Annotated in this window: 15 protein-coding genes; 2 read left to right on the top strand and 13 right to left on the bottom strand. The window is 63.3% G+C overall.

Annotation, left to right across the window (positions count from 1 at the left end; translation table 11 throughout):
• Positions 1 to 56 precede the first annotated feature (56 nt).
• The 8 genes from ACZYGA_RS07925 to ACZYGA_RS07890 all read right to left on the bottom strand — a co-directional run bounded on the left by ACZYGA_RS07925 (position 57) and on the right by ACZYGA_RS07890 (position 11033).
• A complete protein-coding gene (locus tag ACZYGA_RS07925) occupies positions 57 to 1742 on the bottom strand; it encodes a GMC oxidoreductase (RefSeq protein WP_479398775.1) in 1686 nt (561 codons plus the stop codon).
• Positions 1743 to 1758: 16 nt separating this feature from the next.
• Positions 1759 to 2694, bottom strand: coding sequence for a pyrimidine-specific ribonucleoside hydrolase RihA (rihA, locus tag ACZYGA_RS07920; RefSeq protein WP_479398773.1), 936 nt, complete (start codon positions 2692 to 2694; stop codon positions 1759 to 1761).
• A gap of 217 nt (positions 2695 to 2911) precedes the next feature.
• Entirely contained in the window at positions 2912 to 3565 is a 654-nt protein-coding gene (locus ACZYGA_RS07915; RefSeq protein ID WP_479398771.1) for a DsbA family oxidoreductase, read from the bottom strand.
• Positions 3566 to 3817: 252 nt separating this feature from the next.
• Positions 3818 to 4825: a homocysteine S-methyltransferase gene (gene mmuM / locus ACZYGA_RS07910; RefSeq protein ID WP_479398769.1), complete on the bottom strand. Its 1008-nt coding sequence runs from the start codon at positions 4823 to 4825 to the stop codon at positions 3818 to 3820.
• Positions 4815 to 6239 carry an amino acid permease gene (locus tag ACZYGA_RS07905; RefSeq protein WP_479398767.1) on the bottom strand — a complete coding sequence of 475 codons (1425 nt, stop codon included), beginning with the start codon at positions 6237 to 6239 and terminating at the stop codon, positions 4815 to 4817. Before ACZYGA_RS07905 ends, mmuM begins: the two co-directional genes overlap by 11 nt.
• Before the next feature lie 306 nt (positions 6240 to 6545).
• Complete coding sequence (gabT, locus tag ACZYGA_RS07900) at positions 6546 to 7832, bottom strand: 4-aminobutyrate--2-oxoglutarate transaminase (RefSeq protein ID WP_479398765.1); 1287 nt, start codon at positions 7830 to 7832, stop codon at positions 6546 to 6548.
• Between the two features lie 124 nt (positions 7833 to 7956).
• Complete coding sequence (locus ACZYGA_RS07895) at positions 7957 to 9450, bottom strand: NAD-dependent succinate-semialdehyde dehydrogenase (protein ID WP_479398763.1); 1494 nt, start codon at positions 9448 to 9450, stop codon at positions 7957 to 7959.
• 158 nt (positions 9451 to 9608) lie between these two features.
• The gene (locus ACZYGA_RS07890) at positions 9609 to 11033 is read right to left on the bottom strand and encodes an APC family permease (protein WP_479398761.1); all 1425 of its coding nucleotides are present in this window, start codon (positions 11031 to 11033) and stop codon (positions 9609 to 9611) included.
• Between the two features lie 416 nt (positions 11034 to 11449).
• Between ACZYGA_RS07890 and ACZYGA_RS07885 the strand changes: the two genes are divergently transcribed.
• A complete protein-coding gene (locus tag ACZYGA_RS07885; protein ID WP_479398759.1) occupies positions 11450 to 12916 on the top strand; it encodes an aminotransferase-like domain-containing protein in 1467 nt (488 codons plus the stop codon).
• A 96-nt stretch (positions 12917 to 13012) separates the two neighbouring features.
• Here the strand turns inward: ACZYGA_RS07885 and ACZYGA_RS07880 are convergent, their stop codons facing one another.
• The 4 genes from ACZYGA_RS07880 to ACZYGA_RS07865 form a co-directional block, all read right to left on the bottom strand.
• Positions 13013 to 14221: a hypothetical protein gene (locus ACZYGA_RS07880; protein ID WP_479398758.1), complete on the bottom strand. Its 1209-nt coding sequence runs from the start codon at positions 14219 to 14221 to the stop codon at positions 13013 to 13015.
• 90 nt (positions 14222 to 14311) lie between these two features.
• A complete protein-coding gene (locus tag ACZYGA_RS07875; protein WP_479398756.1) occupies positions 14312 to 15334 on the bottom strand; it encodes a patatin-like phospholipase family protein in 1023 nt (340 codons plus the stop codon).
• A gap of 333 nt (positions 15335 to 15667) precedes the next feature.
• Complete coding sequence (locus tag ACZYGA_RS07870) at positions 15668 to 16522, bottom strand: SDR family oxidoreductase (protein ID WP_084208606.1); 855 nt, start codon at positions 16520 to 16522, stop codon at positions 15668 to 15670.
• Positions 16523 to 16743: 221 nt separating this feature from the next.
• Positions 16744 to 17103, bottom strand: a complete 360-nt coding sequence (locus tag ACZYGA_RS07865; protein ID WP_479398755.1) for a hypothetical protein — start codon at positions 17101 to 17103, stop codon at positions 16744 to 16746.
• A gap of 658 nt (positions 17104 to 17761) precedes the next feature.
• On the opposite strand from ACZYGA_RS07865, the gene ACZYGA_RS07860 reads away from it, so the two are divergent.
• A complete protein-coding gene (locus ACZYGA_RS07860) occupies positions 17762 to 18565 on the top strand; it encodes a spermidine synthase (RefSeq protein ID WP_479398753.1) in 804 nt (267 codons plus the stop codon).
• A 137-nt stretch (positions 18566 to 18702) separates the two neighbouring features.
• Here ACZYGA_RS07860 and ACZYGA_RS07855 read toward each other — a convergent pair whose 3' ends face one another.
• On the bottom strand, positions 18703 to 19143 hold the full coding sequence (locus tag ACZYGA_RS07855; protein ID WP_479398752.1) for a hemerythrin domain-containing protein: 441 nt from the start codon (positions 19141 to 19143) through the stop codon (positions 18703 to 18705).
• Positions 19144 to 19404 lie beyond the last annotated feature (261 nt).

The raw sequence follows: 19404 nt of genomic DNA, 5'->3' as shown, positions 1-19404 counted from the left end.
ACCTCTTGCACCAGAACTTCCTGCATCAGCACATTCCACACCACGCATCCTGAAGATCAGTCCTTGCGCGGGATATGGCTCATTGCATGTTCCGCCAGTGCCGTGATGGTCAGGCTGGGATTGACGCCCAGGTTGGCGGCGAGCATCGAGCTGTCACAGATCAGCATGTTGCGGTAATGGAAGACGCGATTCTGCCCATCGCAGACGCCGTCCTCGGGGGAGGCCGCCATGGCCGCGCCGCCCATGCAGTGCGCCGTGGTGGGGATGTTGAAGAGTATCTCGGGGATGCTGCTGCCGGGGATGGCGCCGATGGCCTTGGCGCCACGCGTGACGAAGTCATTCGCCTCGGGGATGAAGGTGGGAATGCGCTTGCCCTCGGTGATCAGCGCCTTGCGAAATGGCCAGTACCACAGGCGTTTGAGCGTCATGTCGAGGTGGCCCTCCGCCGTCTGCATGCACAGAAAGATGATGGTCTCCTTCGCGAAGCCCCACGGCAGCTGGAATCTCAGCGCGCGCAGTGGATTGGCGAGGAAGAGCTTCGCCATCGCGCTCAGCCAGGAAAAAGGGCGTGTCCAGCCGGGCTTGCCTCTGGCCATCGCGGTGAACAGCAGCCCCATGAAATCGGAGCCTGCTGGATAGCGCGTGGCTTCGATATGGGTGTGCTCATCGATATGGATACCGGAGCCGATGGCGATGCCCCGGGACATGTCATCGCGACTTCCCGGCATGCGGCAGCTGATCAAGGACTCCGCATTGGTGCGCACCCGCTTGCCCAGCGCATCCGATACGTTCGGCAATGAGCCCTTGTCCTTGAGGCGGAACAGCAACTCCTGGGTGCCCAGCGACGAGCTAGCGAAGACGATGGACTGACAGGTGACACGGCGCTTGCCCAGGCCAAGATAGAGCCCGGCGAAGGTGGAGGGCACCGTCGTCACCACATAGCCATCGGCACCATCCGTCTTGCCATTGAGCGGTACGACGTCGATAACCTTGGTCTCGGCGTGCACCTTGGCACCGTGCTTCTCGGCCAGATACAGATAGTTTCTGTCGAGTGTGTTCTTGGCGCCATGACGGCAACCCATCATGCAGCCGCCACAGCCGATGCAGCTTTTTCGTTCAGGCCCTTCGCCAGCGAAGTAGGGGTCTGGATGGGTGCTGCCGGCGGCGGGCGTGCCGCTTTCGCCCTCGGGGCCGAAGAAGATGCCGACCTCGGTGGGGTACCAGGTGTCCTCGCAGCCGGCGACTTCCGCTATGCGTTTCAGGGCATCATCCGCCGGCGCGATGATCCGATTGGTCGTTACGCCGAGCATCTTCTGCGCCGTGGCGTAATGTTCAGGCATCACCGCATGCCAGTCATTGAGCCCCGCCCACTGACCGTTGTCCCAGATCTTGGCAGGCGGCACCAGCAGTGTCTGCGCATAGGTGATGGAGCCGCCGCCCACCGCGTTGCCATGCAGCACGATGACGTGACGGAAGAAGCTCATGGTGAAGAAGCCGCGCAGCCCCAGCATAGGCCGCCACAGCCAGCGGCTCAGACGCCAGTTGGAGCGCGGCATGTTGTCCGGCGTCCAGCGCTTGCCTTGTTCCATGACCGCCACGCGATAGCCTTTCTCGGTCAGGCGATGCGCGCACACCGAGCCGCCAAAGCCCGAGCCGACGATCAGGTAGTCGTGGTCGTAGTCGAAGCCATAGCCGTGCTCTTGTGGCGCAGTGGCACTGGCGTGGCGATCATCGGTAGTCATTGGTAGTCATCGGTAGTCATTGATAGCACTTGAGCTGTTGCGCGATCAGGTCAACGAAACCCTCGCGGTCGATATCGAACAGCACCCTGGCGTTGTGTGGCTTGCCGGTGAGCTGGTAACGGTCGACCACCGTCATGCCCTGGGTATGCTCGCCCTGGGTCTCGACCCCGACCCAGCAATCGACAGCGGTGAACAGTTCAGGCTTCAGCAGCCAGGCGATGGTGCAGGGGTCATGCAATGGTGCGCCGGTGAATCCCCACTTGGGGTCACGGTGGTAGATCATGAAGAAGTCGAGCAACTCGGCGACACACTGCGCAACGGGATTGTGGATGGCGCGAATCCGCTCGATGTCCTCGTCCATGATCTGCGCCTGATGGGTGACATCCAGCCCGCACATCACGATGGGCAGGCCGGACTTGAACACCATGTCGGCGGCTTCGGGGTCGACGAAGATGTTGAATTCGGCGGCGGGGGTCCAGTTGCCGACACCTGCCGCGCCCCCCATCAGCACGATGCTGTCGATCTTGTGGTGTAGCTCCGGATGGGCTGAGAGAAACAGCGCGATATTGGTCAACGGGCCGGAGGGCACCAGCGTGACCTTCTGCTCACAGGCACGGACCTTCTCGGCCATCAGCTCGATGGCGCTCTGGGTGACAGGAGCGAAGGCGGGGTCCGGCAGCTTGGGGCCATCCAGGCCACTTTCGCCATGCACATTGTCGGCGATGATCAGCTCACGCGCCAGCGGCTTGGGCGCACCACCGGCGACCGGAATGTCATGCCGCCGCAGCAGGGTGAGGACCCGCAGCGCGTTGTTGAGGGTCTTGTCGGGGGTCTGATTGCCGGCGCTGGTGGTGACGGCCAGCACGTCGAGCGCGTCTGAACTCATGGCCAGAATCAGCGAGATGGCATCGTCGTGGCCGGGATCACAATCGAGAATGATGGGGCGCGGCATGCAGCAGTCCTTGTCGTGAGTCGTATTGTTGTCGTGACTTGCCTCAATCAGCCTTTCCTTTATGCCTGAACGCAAAACGACACGCCATCCTTGCGAAGGGCGTGTCGTCTGTCCGTTCATGGCATTCGCGCTTGGTGTCAGCGCTTGGTGTCAGCGCTTGGTGTCAGCGCTTGGTGTCAGTGCTTGGCGTCAGTGCTTGGCGTCAGTGCGTGGCAGATCAATCCGTCTGCTGGGCACGCGCCTCATTGAGCATCTGCACCAGCACTTCCACCGGCTGGGCGCCGGGCACGTAGTACTGACCGACGATGGTGCTGGGCACCGACTGGATACCGGCGTTGCGCAGCGCTTCCTGCTGGGCGGCGACTTCCTGCTCGCCCGCGCCGGATTCGAGGAAGGTCAGCGCCTGTTCGACACTCAGATTCTCATCGTGCAGGCTTGCGATCTCGGCCAGCACCTGACGGTCTCCCACATCCTTGCCATCGTGGAAATAGGCGCTGAACAGCGCTTCCAGCAACGGGCGCTCCGCCAGGCCCGCGGACTGCTGGCGCCAGACGATGCGCTGGGCATCGGTGGAGTTGGGCGTGCGCTCCATCAGGGCGTGGCGGAAGGTGACGCCGCTCTGCGCGCCTGACTGTGCCACCTGGGCATCCAGCTCCGCGCCACGCTCGACACTGCCGAACTTCTGCGCGCGGTAGTCGGCGCGCGCCATGCCTTCACGTGGCACCCACGGATTGAGCTGGAAGGGCAGGTAGCTGACGCGCACCTCATCCTTGAAGTCGAGTTGCGCGATGGCGTCATCAAGATGACGCTTGCCGATCCAGCACCAGGGGCAGACCACGTCGTAGGCGACCTGGATATCGAGCTGTGACATGGGGATTCTCCTGCTGATCTCTTACGCGCTCCTCATTGCAGCTTGAAGGCCATCTTGAGAGCACGTCGGAATGATTTTGAGCAATCGCTCATCAGTGTCTTGCCATCCTAGAGATTTTGGGCCTGGGACGCTACCGAAAACGCCCTGGCCGATCATGTGTCATGACCGGACAGGGCGTTCGTGTTCAGCGCTAATAATTCAGTACTTGGAGTTCAGCGCTTCGTATTCACTGCACCGGACTCAGCAACTCAATCAGCTCAGCGCCTTGCGCAGATCCGCCAGCGCGCGGATGTCGTCCGGGCCGGTGCGGCAGCAGCCACCGATGGCCGTGGCACCTGCGGCCAGCCAGCGCGGTGTCCAGCCGGCGAGGTCATGATCGTGTTCAGAGCCGTGTTCAGAGCCGTGGCCATCGGCATCGACCGAGACGGCGCAGGCGGCGGACCAGGTCTTGGTGACCGGGTCATAGACCTCGCCCGAGTTCGGGTAGATGACGATGTCCTTGTCCGTCTCGCCACGAATCTCGTGCACCAGCGATTCGATGTGCTCAAGCGCGGTGCAGTTGACGCCGATGGCGACCACCTGCTCGCAGTCGGCGATGGCGCGCACGGCCTCTCGGATCGGCGTGCCGTCGCTCAATTCGGTGGCGTTGCGCGCGCTGAAGGCGATCCAGGCACGCGCCGAGGGGAAGTCATCGCGCAGCAGATCACACACGGCCTGGGCTTCCTCGGCACACGGCAGCGTCTCGACGGCGAGAATGTCGGGTTTGGCATCGAGCAGCGTGGCGAGGCGGGCACGATGGAAGTCGCGCAGACCGGCGCGGTCCAGCGCGTAGCCGCCACGGTATTCGCTGCCATCGGCGAGATACGCGCCATAGGGGCCGACGGAGGCCGCGACCAGCGGCGGGCAGTCCAGACGCTCCGGGTGCGCGGCCAGGTACTCGCTGCGGGCCTGGGCGGCCAGGGTGACAGAGCGCTGGATCAGCGCGCTGGCCTGGGTCTCGCTCAGGCTGCGCGCCATCAGGCCCTCGAGCGTGGCCTGATAGCTGGCGGTGGTGGCGACATCGGCACCGGCCTCGAAGTAGGCGCGGTGCACATCGACGATCGCCTGCGGCTCATCGGCCAGCACCCTGGCCGACCACAGCGAGTCGTTGAGATCGAATCCGGCACGCTCAAGCTCGGTGGCCAGGGCGCCATCGACGATCAGGAAGGGCTGCTGGGCGGTGATGGCGCTCAGCGGATTGCGGGTGGCATCAGCGGGCATCGAGGGCCTCCTGCGGGGGCGGAGTCGGGGAATTCGCGGTGTCGGTAGACGAGCGATGGGTCAGAAAGTGGACCAGATAGCACAGCGCCACGAAGGGCACGCCGAAGTAGAGCGCGATGCGCTGGTTGGGGTCAAAGGCGATGCCGATGCAGGCCAGCGTGCAGAACAGGAAGGCGGCAATCGGCACGACGGGATACAGCGGCGCGCGGTAGGTCAGCTCGCTGGCGCTGTGGCCGGCCTTCAGCCACTGGCGGCGGAAGCTGAACTGACTGGCGGCGATCGCCATCCACACCAGCACCACGGCAAGCCCGGAAATCGACACCAGCGCCAGATACAAGGTGTCCTCGGCATAGACGCTCGAGAGCAGCGACAGCAGACCGCCGAGCATGGTGATCAGCAGCGCGGGCACCGGAATGCCACGTTGATTGACGCGGCTGAACACGCGGGGCAGCGTCTTCTGGTCCGCCAGGGTCCACAGCATGCGCGAGGCGGCGTAGAGACCGGAATTGGCCGCCGACAGCAGCGCGGTGATGATCACGAAGTTCATGATGTCCGCCGCGTAGGGGATGCCGGTGAGCTGGAAGACCGCCACGAAGGGGCTTTCCTTGAGACCGGCGCTGTCCTGCGGCAACAGGGCGGCGATGACGATGATGGTGCCGATGAAGAAGATGATCAGTCGCCACAGGGTGGCGCGGATCGCCAGGGGCACGTTCTTCTCGGGGTTCTTGCTTTCGCCGGCGGCGATGCCGATCAGCTCGGTGCCGGAGAAGGCGAAGCTGACGGCCAGCAGTGTCATCAGGATCGGCATCACGCCGTGATCGAACACCCCCTCCTGCAGGATGCGCGTGATGCCCGGCGCCTCGGTGTTGCCCGAGAGTGACGTGAAGCCGAACATGGCGGCGGCGCCCACGGCGATGAACACGATCACTGCGGCGACCTTGATCAACGACAGCCAGAATTCGGATTCGGCGAAGAAGCGTGCCGAGACGATGTTCATGCCGAACACGATCAGCGAGAAGAGCCCGCACCAGATCCAGGGTTCGACATCGGGGAACCAGCGGCCCATGAACACGGCAGAGGCGGTGAATTCCGAGCCCAGTGCCACGGCCCAGGTCAGCCAGTAGAGCCAGGCGACGGTATAGCCGGTGGCCGGGCCCAGATACCGGGTGGCGTGGGCGCTGAAGGCGCCGGGTTCCGGGTGGTGCACGGCCAGCTCGCCGAGACACATCATCACCAGATAGACCACCAGGCCGCCGATCAGATAGGCGAGCACCGCCCCCGCCGGACCGGCCTGTTGAATGGTATAGCCGGAGCTGAGAAACAGGCCGGTGCCGATGACACCGCCGAGGGACAACATCACCAGGTGGCGCTGCTGCATGCTGCGTTTGAAGTCGTGGGCGTTGCTGTCAGTCATGGTAGGGGTCACTCGAGGTGCTGCCGATGAGAAAGGCCTCTCTCTGGCAGCCGTCGTTCACGATGGCGTGTGGCATGGCGAGAATCGGTCGGGAATACGCAGAAATGCACCGAATATCATAATTTAATCAATTAGTTGCCACAAAAGGCTGCTTGGGTTGATTGGCTATATGGTTAGATGGGTAATGAGCTTGCGATTCATTTCTCGGCCCAGGGTTTCCCTCCAGCGCAGCGAGTGGCGCTGGAAACGACAACGGCCACCCGAAGGTGGCCGTTCTGTTACACGTGTGTCGGAAAAGGCAACCGATCAGACGAGGCTTTCCAGCGCCTTCTCGACGATGTCGAGACCTTCTTCCAGCACTTCCGGCTCGACCGTCAGCGGCACCAGCACGCGGATGGAGTTGGAGTAGAAGCCACAGGACAGCAGGATCAGCCCCAGCTCCTTGGCCTTGGCACATACGGCCGCCGTCGCGACGGGGTCCGGCTTGCCATCGGCGTCCACCAGCTCGAAGGCCGCCATGGAACCCTGGTTGCGTGAGTGCGCGACATGCGCGAAGCGTTCTTCCCACTGGGCGAAACGCGCGGCCAGTTGCTCGCCCATCTGGGTGCTGCGCTCCAGGATGTTCTCTTCGCGGATGACGTCGATGACGGCCAGGGCCGCGGCGCAGGACAGCGGGTTGCCGCTGTAGGTGCCGCCCAGAGAGCCCGGGCCGGAGGCATCCATCACCTCGGCGGTACCGACGACGGCTGACAGCGGCATGCCGTTGGCCAGACTCTTGGCCATGGTCATGATGTCGGCTTCGACGCCGCTGTGCTCCATCGCGAACAGCTTGCCGGTACGCGCGAAGCCGGACTGCACTTCATCGGCGATCAGCAGGATGCCGTGCTCGTCACACAGCTCTCGCAGTGCGGTGAGGAAGCTCGGCGAGGCGATGTAGAAGCCGCCTTCGCCCTGCACCGGCTCGATGACGATGGCGGCGGTGCGGTGCGGTGCGATGTCAGTCTTGAACAGGGTGCGGATGGCGTTCAGGGACTGCTCTTCGCTGATGCCGTGAATCGGGTTCGGGTAGGGCGCACGGAAGATGTCACCCGGCATCGGGCCGAAGTCGTTCTTATACGGCAGCACCTTGCCGGTCATCGCCAGGGTCATCATGGTGCGGCCGTGGAAGGCGCCGTCGAAGGTGATGACACCGCTGCGGCCGGTGGCGGCACGTGCGATCTTGATGGCGTTCTCGACCGCTTCCGCGCCGGAGTTGACCAGCAGGGTCTTGCGTTCCGGGCCACGTACCGGCGTCAGCTCGGCCAGCTTCTGGCTCAGTTGCACGTACGGGGCGTAGGAGATGACGCCCGCGGCAGTGTGCATGACCTTGTCGAGCTGTGCCTTGACGGCGGCGACGACCTTCGGGTGACGGTGACCCAGGTTGAGCACGCCGATGCCGCCGGCGAAGTCGATCCAGCGGTTGCCGTCCGCATCCCAGATCTCGGCGTTCAGCGCGGTGTCGGCGAACTGCGGCGTGGCGGTGACGGCACCCTTGGCGACGTACTTGTGCTTGAGGACGTCGAGTTGTTCGTTGCTCAGCTGGGAGTGGCTCATGTCAGGTTCCTTTTCTTGTTGCCGGTGGCATGGTGCGGGCCATGCCACCGTTGTCTAGTAAACGTGGTGGGATAACGTCGTGAGACGTCCTCTCGAGGCATCGTCGCGAGGCGTCCTCACAAAATCAGAGGCCGCCGATGCAGACGTACTTCAGCTCGGTGAACTCTTCCAGACCGTGGTGAGACCCTTCACGACCCAGACCGGACTCCTTGATGCCGCCGAAGGGAGCTAGCTCGGTGGAGATCATGCCCTCATTGACCCCGACCATGCCGTATTCCAGCGCTTCCAGCGTGTGCCAGATGCGACGGTAGTCGGTGGCATAGAAGTAGGCGGCCAGGCCGAAGGGCGTGTCATTGGCCATCGCGATGGCGTCTTCATCCTTGTGGAAGCGGAACACCGGTGCCAGCGGCCCGAAAGTCTCCTCATCCGCCACCACCATCTCGGTGGTGACATCGGCCAGCACGGTGGGCTCGAAGAAGCTGTGGCCCAGGGCGTGCGGCTTGCCACCGGTGACCAGGCGCGCGCCCTTGCCGATGGCGTCATCGACGTGGCTCTGTACCTTGCTGACGGCAGCGCCGTTGATCAGCGGACCGATGGTGTTGCCATCGACCAGGCCATCGCCGACCTGCATGGCGGCGACCCGCGCCGCGAGCTTCTCGACGAAGGCATCGTAGACGCCGTCCTGGACGAGGAAGCGGTTGGTGCATACGCAGGTCTGGCCGGCATTGCGAAACTTGGAGGCGATGGCACCGTCGACGGCGGCATCGACATCGGCGTCATCGAAGACGATGAACGGCGCGTTGCCGCCCAGCTCCATGGCGGTCTTCTTGACGGTGGAGGCACACTGCGCCATCAGCGTCTTGCCCACCGGGGTGGAGCCGGTGAAGGAGACCTTGCGGATGCGCGGGTCGGTGGTCAGCACTTCGCCGATGGCGATCGGCTTCATGGCGGTGACGACACTGATCAGACCTGCCGGCAGGCCGGCTTCCAGCGCCAGATCCGCCAGTGCCATCGCGGTCAGCGGGGTGGCTTCGGCCGGCTTGATGACCACGGCACAGCCTGCGGCGATCGCCGGCGCGCACTTGCGGGTGATCATCGCCAGCGGGAAGTTCCACGGCGTGATGGCCGCCACCACACCAATGGGCTCGCGCAGCACCATCAGGCGCTTGTCGGCACCGTGGGACGGCAGGGTCTCACCGGCCATGCGCTTGGCTTCTTCGGCGAAGAATTCGATGAAGGAGGCGCCATAGGTCACCTCGCCACGCGATTCCGCCAGCGGCTTGCCCTGTTCCAGGGTCATCAGCTGGGCGAGGTCTTCCCGGTGCTCAAGCACCAGGTCGAACCAGCGGCGCAAGAGGACGGAGCGCTCCTTCACCGGCACCTTCTTCCAGGCGTTGCCGGCGATCTCGGCGGCGGCGACGGCGTCACGGGTATCCTCGGCGCTGACTTCCGCGACACGGGCCAGTTGCTCGCCAGTCGCCGGATTGGTCACGTTGAAGGTGGTACCGGTCTCGCGGCGCTCGCTGCCGATCAAGGCAGGGACGAAGACGTCGCGGCTGTTCTCCGAGTTGACGTAGCGCTGCAGGAAGTCGCTGGTCGGGAGTGCAATACGGGACATGTGGAGCTCCTCTGGCGGTCTGGTGTGCAGTGCATTCATTGAGTGGACAGCGCTGGCGAATCGCGCGGACTGTCCTGATATCGGCTCGCGGTAGTCGAGTCCGATGGGGCCGGGCAGGCGGACGGACCTGCCCGGCGGTCACATGACGAGGCCCTTGCTCAGTGAGCGGTGAAGGCCGGTGCCATGATGCGGTCGCTGTATTCACGGCCGAATTGCTTGAGGGAGATGGCGTACATCACCAGGCCCAGTGCCATCCAGGCGCCGAAGATCATCCACTCGGTGCCGGTCAGTGCGGAAGGGCTGCCCGGCAGGTACAGACAGGCCATGGCGAAGGACAGCAGGATGGCCAGCACACCGCACAGCTTGCCGTGACGCACGCGGAACGGGCGCGGCATGTCCGGCTCGCGGATGCGCAGGATCAGGAACGAGATCGCGACGAACAGGTAGGCGATGACGATACCCAGCCCGCCGGCATCCACGATCCACACCAGTGCCGGACGACCGAAGAAGGGCGCGATGCAGGACAGCAGGCCGATCAGCAGTACGGCGTTGGTCGGTGTCTTGTGTTTCGGGTGCAGCTTGCCGAGGGCGGCCGGCAGCATGCCGGCATGCGCCAGGGCGTAGATGGCGCGTGAGCCACCGATGTAGAAGGCGTTCCAACTGGTGATGATGCCGGCGATACCCGCCAGGATCATCAGCTTGCTGGCCCAGGGCGTGTTGAACAGTGCCTGCATGGCATCCGGCACGCTCAGTGAACTTGCCAGCAGGGAGTCGTGATCCAGTGCCAGGCTGGTGGCCAGGATGATCAGCGCATACCACACCACTGCCAGTACCACGGACATCATCAGCACCTTGCCGATGGCGTTGTAGGGCAGATTGATCTCCTCGGCCGCCTGGGGGATGACATCGAAGCCGACGAACAGGAAGGGCACCAGCACCAGCACCGCGATGATGCCAGCCGTCACGCCACCCTCAGGCTGGGTTAACAGCGGCGTCATGTTGGCGACGTCCCCCTCGAACAGGGCGCCGGTCACGAACAGGACACCGGCGATCAGGATCACCCCGGTCACGACTTTCTGCAGCAGCGCTGCCGTGGTGATGCCGACATAGTTGATCGCCATCATCGCCAGAGACCCGCCGACACCGACGGCGACCCAGGTGGCCTTGACGTCCCAGCCGGCGATGGTCCACATGTGACCGACGGCATAGCCGGGTGCGAGGTTCTCGATGACGGTCGGCAGGGCCACCGCCTCGAAGGACACCACGCTCAGGTAGCCGAGAATGATGGTCCAGGTGCACAGGAAGGACGAGAAATGTCCCATGGCACGGTAGCTGTAGACGTGTTCGCCACCCACCTTGGGCATGGCGGCGGCCAGTTCGGCATAGGTCAGGCCGATCAAGACGACAGCGATGCCGCCGATGATGAAGGCGATGATGGCGCCGATGCTGCCGGCATTCTGGATCATGCCGCCGGTCAGGACGATCCAGCCCCAGCCGACCATGGCACCGAAGGCGAGGGCCAGAACGTCGCCGCGGGCGAGGACTCTGACAAGTTGTTCTGCAGGGGGAGTTGTTTGGGTCATGGGGGATGCGTCCGAGTCGATCTTGGAATTTGTTATATGGCGGTGCCGGACCTGCTGATGTCCTTCGTGTGCGTCTGCCGTCCTCTGCCGAACGTTCTGGCGGGTAAGCAGGTGCAAGGTCAGTCCTGTCGCTGGCTGAGGCTTGTGGGAAAAATTCGCTCCTGTCGACATCGCAGGAGCGATCCAGCCATCGTGGGCTGTGAGCATCAGTCAGTAGGCAGCGCCTGAGGGACACGCTATCAGCGGCCACTGTTCAGGCGAATAGACCAATTGAGCGTTTGACTGGACCAATCTTGGTGGACTGCGGATAATCAGGGATGAATGGGCGCTGTACCCCGCCAGCCAGGCTGGTTGCTCACGTGATCTATGCAGCGTATGGACAATACGTGCTACATGAACGATATCGGGAGACCTGCATGGAACTGGCCACGCTTGAGCCATTGATCGAGTGCTATCGCCGCCAGTCGCAGGCCCTGGGCAAGCAGGTGCGGCTGGAGCAGGCATTGCTCGAGATGATTCGTGAGCAATGGCCGGTGGGGGTACGGCTGCCTGCGCATCGCAAGCTGTGCGAGGCGCTGGGCGTGGCACGCAACACCCTGTCATTGGCCATCAAGTCGCTGATCGAGGAAGGCTATCTGCACACCGGGCAGGGTCAGGGCACCTGGACGCGCCGCCCGCATGCCGCGAGACCCGGCAGCGCCTCGCCCGAGGCACCTGCGCCACTGCCGCTCTCCACTCGCGCACGCCGGGTGCTGGGCGGGCAGGGGGCCAGCCTGATCCAGAGTGGCGCCTTCGTGCCGGGTATTCCGGATATCGCGCGCTTTCCGATGCGTAAGTGGCGTCAGCTGTATGCCAGCGTGACGGTGCCCCACAACGCGCTGCTGCTGTCGTATTCCAGCGGCGGCTATGGCCCCCTCAAGCGGGAGATTCGGGATTTTCTGCGCCGCTGGCGCAACATCGATTGCGATACCCAGCAGATCATCATCACCGAGGGCACCCACCACGGCATCGAGCTGTGCGCGCTGGCGCTGGCGGACGCCGGCCAGCAGGTGGTGATGGAGTCTCCCTGCTACTGGGGGGCACGCAATGTCTTTCTGGCCGCCGGACTCGAGACCCAGCTGATTCCCTGGCGGCCCGCGGATGACACCGCCGATGCCCCGGGTCACGAGCTCGCCCTGCTGGCGCGTCGCCCGGTGCAGATCGCCTATTTCACCGGCTCGCATCACTATCCCTTGAGTGTCCCTACCTCACGGCGTGACAAGCTGGCGCTCTGCGAGGCCTGTCAGCCCGCCTATATCCTCGAGGATGACTACGAGTTCAGTGGCGATGACCATGATCAGCTGCTGTTTGATCCGGACGCCGACAATCGCCTGCTGGTCGGCTCGTTCTCCAAGCTGATGTTTCCTGGCCTGCGGCTGGGCTATCTGGTGGTGCCGCGCGCGCTGGCCGGGCCGATGAATCGGCTGCGCAGCGAGGTGTTTCGCGAGGGGCGCATGCTGGATCAGGCGGTACTGGCGCAGTTCATCGCCGATGGGGATCTCGATGCCTGGTATCAGCGCATCCAGCGCGATTATCTCGGCCGACAGCAGGTGGTGCATGACCAGCTGTGTCAGGTGAAGGGCGTGATCAGCGTCTCGCCGCCCTCGCGCGGCATCAGCCTGTGCGTGCAGTTCGCCCCCGAGATCGATGACAAGCGTGTCGCGCAACTGATGGTCAAGGAACATCTGATCGTGCGGCCACTGAGTATGGTCTGCAGCAGCGAGGACTCGCGGCGCGGCCTGGTGCTGGGGGTCGGCATGCTGGCGGGCGAGAGTCTGGTCAGTGAGGTGGCCCGCCTCAGACGCACGCTGGAGAGCATATTGACGATGCGCGACATCCGGTAGGGCGGCTCTCCGCTGACGCGGCAATGAGCAGCGTCAGAATTGAAAACGCCTCCGCCCAGCAGGGCGAAGGCGTGGTATCGACACTGAACGCGAGTGCTACTTTGCCTGCTGCATGCGTTCGGTCAGCTTGCGGAATTCCTCACGCATGGCGCTGTTCTCGAAGCTGGTGGCAACCGGGACCTGCAGGCCGGCGAGGGTGTCGAAGGTCTTGACGCCCTGGCGGATCAGGTCGGCGACATGCGCGCTGAGCTTGACGGTGCGATAGGTATTGGTCGCCACTGCAAGTTCGCGTTGGCTCTTGGTGAGCGATGTCTTGACGCGGTCGCGCTGCTCGCTCACCAGCGAGCGATACAGGTTGATCGTCTTGAGCGTCAGCGCATTGGCGCGGATGTTATTCTCCAGACTCTCACGTGAGCCGCCTTGCTTGATCAGCGCCCGCGCATCCCGCGTGGTGGCTTCGGCTTCGTCGGCGAACCCTTGCAGTTGCGGCAATACCTCGTCATCCACGCGCGTGATGAAGTCCTGCTGCATGGTCACGATCATGCGGTGGAGCATGACGACCATGCCGTAGTAGCGACGCGCGTAGTCCAGATTCTCGCCACTGTCGCGGGTCAGCTCGGCGAGCTGCTGGGCCACCGACTTGATGCTGGCAAACACGACACTCATGGTCAGCACGTCGTCGCCGACCACCGAGGACAGCCACACCTGGACCTGGTCCGGCGTCAGGGTGATGCCGATCTCCTCGAGCCGCGCGGCCAGCTTGCCTTCCAGCGTGGTCAGCTCGCCCTGATAGGCGGTGATGTTCTTCTCATGCGCGGCGATCAGCAGGTCATAATCGCCGCGTGTGCTGGCGGTGAATTCGCGCAGGGTATCGGTGGGCGTGAAGCGCGTCAGCGTCGAGACCTCGGTGTCGGGCGCCAGGATACGCTTTTCCTTCAATTCGGAAATCTCACGGCGCGATTCGCGAATCTTGTCCTCGACCTGTCGATAGGTGCTGCGCAGGGTCGAGAGTTGTGGCACGTCGAGGGCCTGCATGGCTTCCTCGATCATCTCGTCCATATCGCTGCGCGCGGAGGCCTGATCGCGGCTGATCCAGGCCTCTTCCGGCAAGGTGTCCATCTCATCGAAATAGCCGACCGCCTTCTTCAAGGTGGCGAAGGCTTCCGGCTGGTCGAAGTGCATGTCGTCGGCTGCCAGGGCGATACCCGGCGTCAGGGTGGGCGCGAGGGTCGCCAATGACAGACTGAGCGCTGCCAGGAGGCGGGTGGCGGGGCGGCGAGACACTGGCGAACTACCTTGGGGCATCGGAGACACTCGGGTCGGCGTGGAGCATGGCAGCGCAGAGTAGCAAAATCGCTGACAGGCGTCTCCGAGTTCGCGTCGCGCCAGGCGTGCTCAGTGAGGCTCATAGGCCTCGGGCTTGCCGGTGGCGGGGTCGATGCGGTCCAGCGACGGGCCACGATAGTGGTCCATGATCAGCGCCACCGCTGCCTCGCCGTACTGCGCGAACCAGAAGTCGCCCATGCCCTTGAGGCGCTGGATATTGGTGACGCTGATGTCGTCCATCGCATCGTCAGGCGCCCTGGGCAATCCCGGTTGCGGGCGCATCTCGGCGTTGACGCGGATGTAGCTGCCCGGCGGCGAGATGGTGATGGCCTGATAGCCGACCACCTTCTCGTCGGAGAGCACGTCGATCAGACTGCCTTCCAGCATCCACTGTACCGCGCCCCAATGCTGGGAATCCGGGCCGTTGATCTTGCGCGTGCGCGTCCCGGTACCGATCGACAGCACGCGCCGGGTGTCATGCGGCCACAGTCGACAGGCCTCGGCGATGGCGCACATCGTCGGGTTGTTGGCGATCACGCCACCATCGATCAGCCAGGTCTGCTCATTGTCCGTCCCGAGTTTCATGTCGCGGGTCGGGAAGTAGGTGGGCGCGGCGCTCGAGGCATCCGCGACCTGCCAGGCCAGCAGCTTTTGATGCTCGCGCTTGCTGGACTTCAACACATGCGGGCGGCGTCTCTCGATCCCGTAGGTGACGACGAGGACCTGCTTGCCGTCAGGGACATCCCGGAGCTTGGCCTGGCCGAGATGCTTCTTGAGCATCGCGCTCTTGCCCTTGGCCTCGTATCTGGGCGCATTGATGCCATCGAGTTCGAACCAGCCACGATTGTCGACGAAGATCTTCCTGGCATTGGTTGCGCTGTAGAGCCCGTTGATGTCTTCGAGGCTCATGTCCGTGGTAGCCAGCGCCAGCGCGATCAGGCTGCCGGTAGAGGTGCCTGCGTAGAAATCGACGCAGGCGCGCAGTGTGGTCTGGTGGTCGCGCTTGAGTGACGCATCGACATGCATCAGAAACCGGGCGGTGGCCGCCCCACGTATGCCGCCACCATCCAGCGAGAGAATCAGCTTGGACATGCAGGCCTCCTGCAGCGCGAGTGACGTTCCTTTCCTGCCCATGGCATTCCCTGGGCTGCTACCAGAATAGAGAGGCCAACGCTGTCCAGCCGTGTGAAATGCCTGATACGGAGCGACAGGAGGGCCTGATACTGGCCGGGAGAAGAGGTGATTTGAACGCGGCACAAGCGCTGAGACGCGGCACGCATTCCTTGAGCAGACCCCTATGGGAATGTGAAAAAGGCCACCCGGATCGGGTGGCCTTTGGTGTTGCTGCGTGGTGATCGTCTCGTCGCTGGCCGGACAGTGATCACCAGCCACTGGCGCAGTGAAGCGTTCAGGGACGCATCGTGATCAGGTGTTGAGCACGACGCCACCATTGAGGTGGATCGTCTGTCCCGACATGTAGCTTGAATCGTCGCTGGCCAGATAGACGTAGGCCGGGCCCATCTCGCTGGGTTGCCCGGGGCGCTCCATCGGTACCTGCTTGCCGAATTCGGCGACCTTGTCATCCTCGAAGCTGGCGGGGATCAACGGGGTCCAGACCGGGCCGGGGGCCACGGCATTGACGCGGATGCCGCGGTCCATCAGCGTGCCGGACAGCGAGCGTACCAGTCCCTGGATGGCCCCCTTGGTGGCGCTGTAATCGATCAGGCTGTCATTGCCCTTGAAGGCGTTGACCGAGGAGGTGGCAATGATGGAGTCGCCCTTGGAAAGATGCGGGACGGCGGCCTTGATCAGATAGAAGTGACTGAAGAGATTGGTCTTGAAGGTGCGTTCGAGCTGCTCGTCATCTATCTCGGTCACGTCATTCCAGTCGTACTGCTCGGCGGCGTTGTTGACCAGGATGTTGAGCTTGCCGAATTCCTCCAGCGTGCCTTCTATCACCTTGCGGCAGAAGGCCGGGTCACCGATGTCACCGGCGATGCGGCTGGCCTTCTGACCTTCGGCCTCGATCAGTCGGAGGGTTTCCTCGGCGTCCTTTTCCTCGCTGCCGACGTGGGTGATCATGCAGTCGGCCCCTTCGCGCGCGAAGTGGACGGCGGCGGCGCGCCCGATGCCGCTGTCGCCTCCGGTGATGACGGCGACCTTGCCCTTGAGCTTTCCGCTGCCCTGATAGCCTTCCCGGATATATTCGGGGCGAGGCTGCATGCGATGTTCATCACCCGGTTGATGATCCTGATGCTGCGGGGGTTGTAGTTGACTCATGCTGTCACTCCTTGTCCGTGAATCATGATGACGACGCAATCGCCTTCAGACGCGAACGCCTACCTGAATGACATGTGGATCTTCGTGCGGATTCAAACCCCTACATTCAAAAAGCTTGATGTTCATGTGGGGCCGGGTCATGCCACCAATGAAAACGCCCGTTGCTCAGGGGAAGCAACGGGCGGGGGTGTCATCTTCGGCTCAGGCCAGGTGTCAACGGCTCAGGAAACGACGCCCGGTGGCTTGTCGTGCACGGTCGCCGGGGTGGGGGCCCCCTGGGGCGAGACGGAGGCCACGGCGGGGGCAAGCGCCTGCTCCCGTTGCAGGGGTGAGGCCTGGACATTGAGCTCTGGCAGGTTCTCGGGGTCATGCCCCGGACCGGCTTCCAGCGTGGGCAGGGCCTCTCGGATGATGCAGGCACACAGGCGGCGGTGTGCCTGCAGCATCAGGCCCTCACGCTCCAGGTATTGCATCAGTCGCGTGGCTGACACCAGCGCGACGATGGGATGCAGACCGCGAAAGCGTTCCTCTACCTTTTCGGCACTGATGGTCGCCAGTTGCTCTGGGTTGGTGTGTGGCATCGGTGGTTCCCCTAGATGGCACTCGGTGTCCCGAGTGCGGATGATGCGTGTCATTCGCTGGTCATGACGGCGTCTGCCGCCACGTGAGAGTGTCTTTCTGTCAGGCGTCGCTGTTATAGGTGTCGTTGTTTGCGTGCGTGAATCGTCGTGCGAAATCACCCTCTCGCCTGTCCCGCAGACCGCCTTTCCCCATAGTGTGTCGCCTCAAGGCGGGGTCAGGCAATGACCCGAGAGGCATGCGTGGCGGGCACGATCTCCCGAGCAGGTCGTGGTCTGGCTGGCGCTCAAGCCAGAGAGCATCGCTGCCGCGTGTCTGGCACCTTCGCGCCAGCGTTTTGCATTATGCAACCTCCATTGATTAACGATTGTGGATTTTCGTAACCACCTAGCCAGTATTAGAGATACCACGAGAATGTGCCAGTTCTGTTGCAGGGGCTCTGTTGTCTCTCAACCGTTGCCACTGCTGTTGTCCTTTCTGGCAGCTATCCCTGTGGAGTGACTGGCTCATTATCGCCATGACGCGCATGGCTGGTAGGATAACGCTCCTCTGGATCATGCAGATGCCTGCCAGCGGGATATTGCGTCAATGCACGTCGCCCCTGCTGGAGTTGCCTGCAGGTATCGATTGTCGCGTGATCTCTTCTAGCCTGGATATGCCATGAAACGTTTTGTGCTGCTCGATACCGCCCCGATCCCCGGTACCACGGATTCGCTCTGTCTGTTCGAGTATGGCGAGGACTTCGTCATCAAGATCGAGAGCGGCAAGGGGGGGCAGCTGATGAATACCCGCATGCATGGCTCGGAAGACGCGCTGGCAGAGATTCCTGCTGGCCTGCTGAAGAGTCGCGGAACGCCGTCGGCGCCGCAGCGTGTCCTGATCGGCGGCCTGGGCATGGGCTTCACGCTGGCCTCGGCGCTTGCGCACTTCAAGGCAGATGCCGAGGTGGTGGTCGCCGAGCTGGTGCCGGGCGTGATCACCTGGAATGACGGCCCGCTGGGGGCCAAGGCGGGGTATCCGATCCGCAATTCGCGCACGACCGTCGAGAATCGCGATGTGGCCGAGGTGCTGCGTGAAGCACCTGGCGGCTTCGATGCCATCATGCTGGATGTGGACAATGGCCCGGAGGGGCTGACCGCTGACGACAATGATTGGCTCTACAGTGCGGAAGGGCTGGCGATATGCGCCAGGGCCCTGCGTCCTGCCGGCATTCTGGCAGTGTGGTCGGCCACGGCCGATGCGCGCTTCTCGCAGCGTCTATCGCGGGCTGGTTTCAAGGCCGAGGCGCGTCAGGTGTATGCCCATGGCACGTCCGGAGCCAAGCATACGATCTGGATCGCCCGCTATATCGGACGTTCCGCGACCTCCGAGACCGGGTCAGGGGCGGGCAAGGGAGAGAAGAAGGGCAAGCGTGCTGGTGGCTCATTCAAGGGGGCCGGGGCGAAAGGCAGCCGCCGCCGGTAATGTCGTGCGGTCGGGGCGTCAGCCTCTTTCGCCAACTTCTCGACCGCCATCAACGACAACGGGCTGGCCACGTCATGTGGCCAGCCCGTGTCATGTCCTGCCTGGCTATCGTCGAGCGTCAGGAATCAGGCGACGTATCAGGCCACTTCGCGCGCCTTCATGTCCTTCAGGTACTCATCGGCGAGTCGCTGCTTGGTGGCGTCGTCGAAGACGCGACCGGCCAGCTGGAAGACTTCCTGCTCTTCCTCGTCCAAGTGGTGAGTCACCAGATGCTCAAGCTGCTTGGCGGCGGCCAGCCAGCCCGGCGAGCTGTAGTCCGTCGTCTCGAGTTTCTCGACCAGCTCATCGATTTCATGGTGCTCGGCCACGCTGTGACGCGCCTTTTCCTGCGTCATGTCGTGCTCCATCATCGGGATGTAGAGCGCGCGCTCCTCAGCTCCCGCATGGTTGGTGAGCGATTCCTTGAGGCGCTTGAACAGGTCATCGCGTGGTTCGCTGTCACCTTCGGTCTTGAGCAGCATGTCCAGCAGGCGGCGTTGTTCGTCGTGGGTCTCGCGCAGGGCTTCAAAGATGGTCATGTTTGGGGCTCCTCATCAGCGTCAGCTTGTCGAGTGGCTGGGCGAGACGCGTGGCCTGTCTCTCTTCTTGCCGGACTCTCAGCTTTTACCTTCAAGCTTTTGGAGTTACAGCTGTCCAGAAGACGGCTCACGCCTGTCAGGGGCTCGCCGTGTCAGCGCATTTTCTCGAGCTCATTGTGTCAGGTATGTACAACTCTGGTGGCGGATCGAAAGAACTTCAAGGGCGCAACGCCGGCTGCCCTTGAAAATGCCCCGCGCGAG

The organism is Cobetia sp. BL01, assembly GCF_056493605.1.
Note: the sequence above shows the minus strand (reverse complement) of the source record. Positions and strands in the feature narration are given on the sequence as shown.

Excerpts from the sequence above, each read along its gene's own strand:
- ACZYGA_RS07925 (WP_479398775.1), bottom strand. The coding sequence starts at position 1,742 with ATGACTACCGATGATCGCCACGCCAGTGCCACTGCGCCACAAGAGCAC.
- rihA (WP_479398773.1), bottom strand. The coding sequence starts at position 2,694 with ATGCCGCGCCCCATCATTCTCGATTGTGATCCCGGCCACGACGATGCC.
- ACZYGA_RS07915 (WP_479398771.1), bottom strand. The coding sequence starts at position 3,565 with ATGTCACAGCTCGATATCCAGGTCGCCTACGACGTGGTCTGCCCCTGG.
- mmuM (WP_479398769.1), bottom strand. The coding sequence starts at position 4,825 with ATGCCCGCTGATGCCACCCGCAATCCGCTGAGCGCCATCACCGCCCAG.
- ACZYGA_RS07905 (WP_479398767.1), bottom strand. The coding sequence starts at position 6,239 with ATGACTGACAGCAACGCCCACGACTTCAAACGCAGCATGCAGCAGCGC.
- gabT (WP_479398765.1), bottom strand. The coding sequence starts at position 7,832 with ATGAGCCACTCCCAGCTGAGCAACGAACAACTCGACGTCCTCAAGCAC.
- ACZYGA_RS07895 (WP_479398763.1), bottom strand. The coding sequence starts at position 9,450 with ATGTCCCGTATTGCACTCCCGACCAGCGACTTCCTGCAGCGCTACGTC.
- ACZYGA_RS07890 (WP_479398761.1), bottom strand. The coding sequence starts at position 11,033 with ATGACCCAAACAACTCCCCCTGCAGAACAACTTGTCAGAGTCCTCGCC.
- ACZYGA_RS07885 (WP_479398759.1), top strand. The coding sequence starts at position 11,450 with ATGGAACTGGCCACGCTTGAGCCATTGATCGAGTGCTATCGCCGCCAG.
- ACZYGA_RS07880 (WP_479398758.1), bottom strand. The coding sequence starts at position 14,221 with ATGCCCCAAGGTAGTTCGCCAGTGTCTCGCCGCCCCGCCACCCGCCTC.
- ACZYGA_RS07875 (WP_479398756.1), bottom strand. The coding sequence starts at position 15,334 with ATGTCCAAGCTGATTCTCTCGCTGGATGGTGGCGGCATACGTGGGGCG.
- ACZYGA_RS07870 (WP_084208606.1), bottom strand. The coding sequence starts at position 16,522 with ATGAGTCAACTACAACCCCCGCAGCATCAGGATCATCAACCGGGTGAT.
- ACZYGA_RS07865 (WP_479398755.1), bottom strand. The coding sequence starts at position 17,103 with ATGCCACACACCAACCCAGAGCAACTGGCGACCATCAGTGCCGAAAAG.
- ACZYGA_RS07860 (WP_479398753.1), top strand. The coding sequence starts at position 17,762 with ATGAAACGTTTTGTGCTGCTCGATACCGCCCCGATCCCCGGTACCACG.
- ACZYGA_RS07855 (WP_479398752.1), bottom strand. The coding sequence starts at position 19,143 with ATGACCATCTTTGAAGCCCTGCGCGAGACCCACGACGAACAACGCCGC.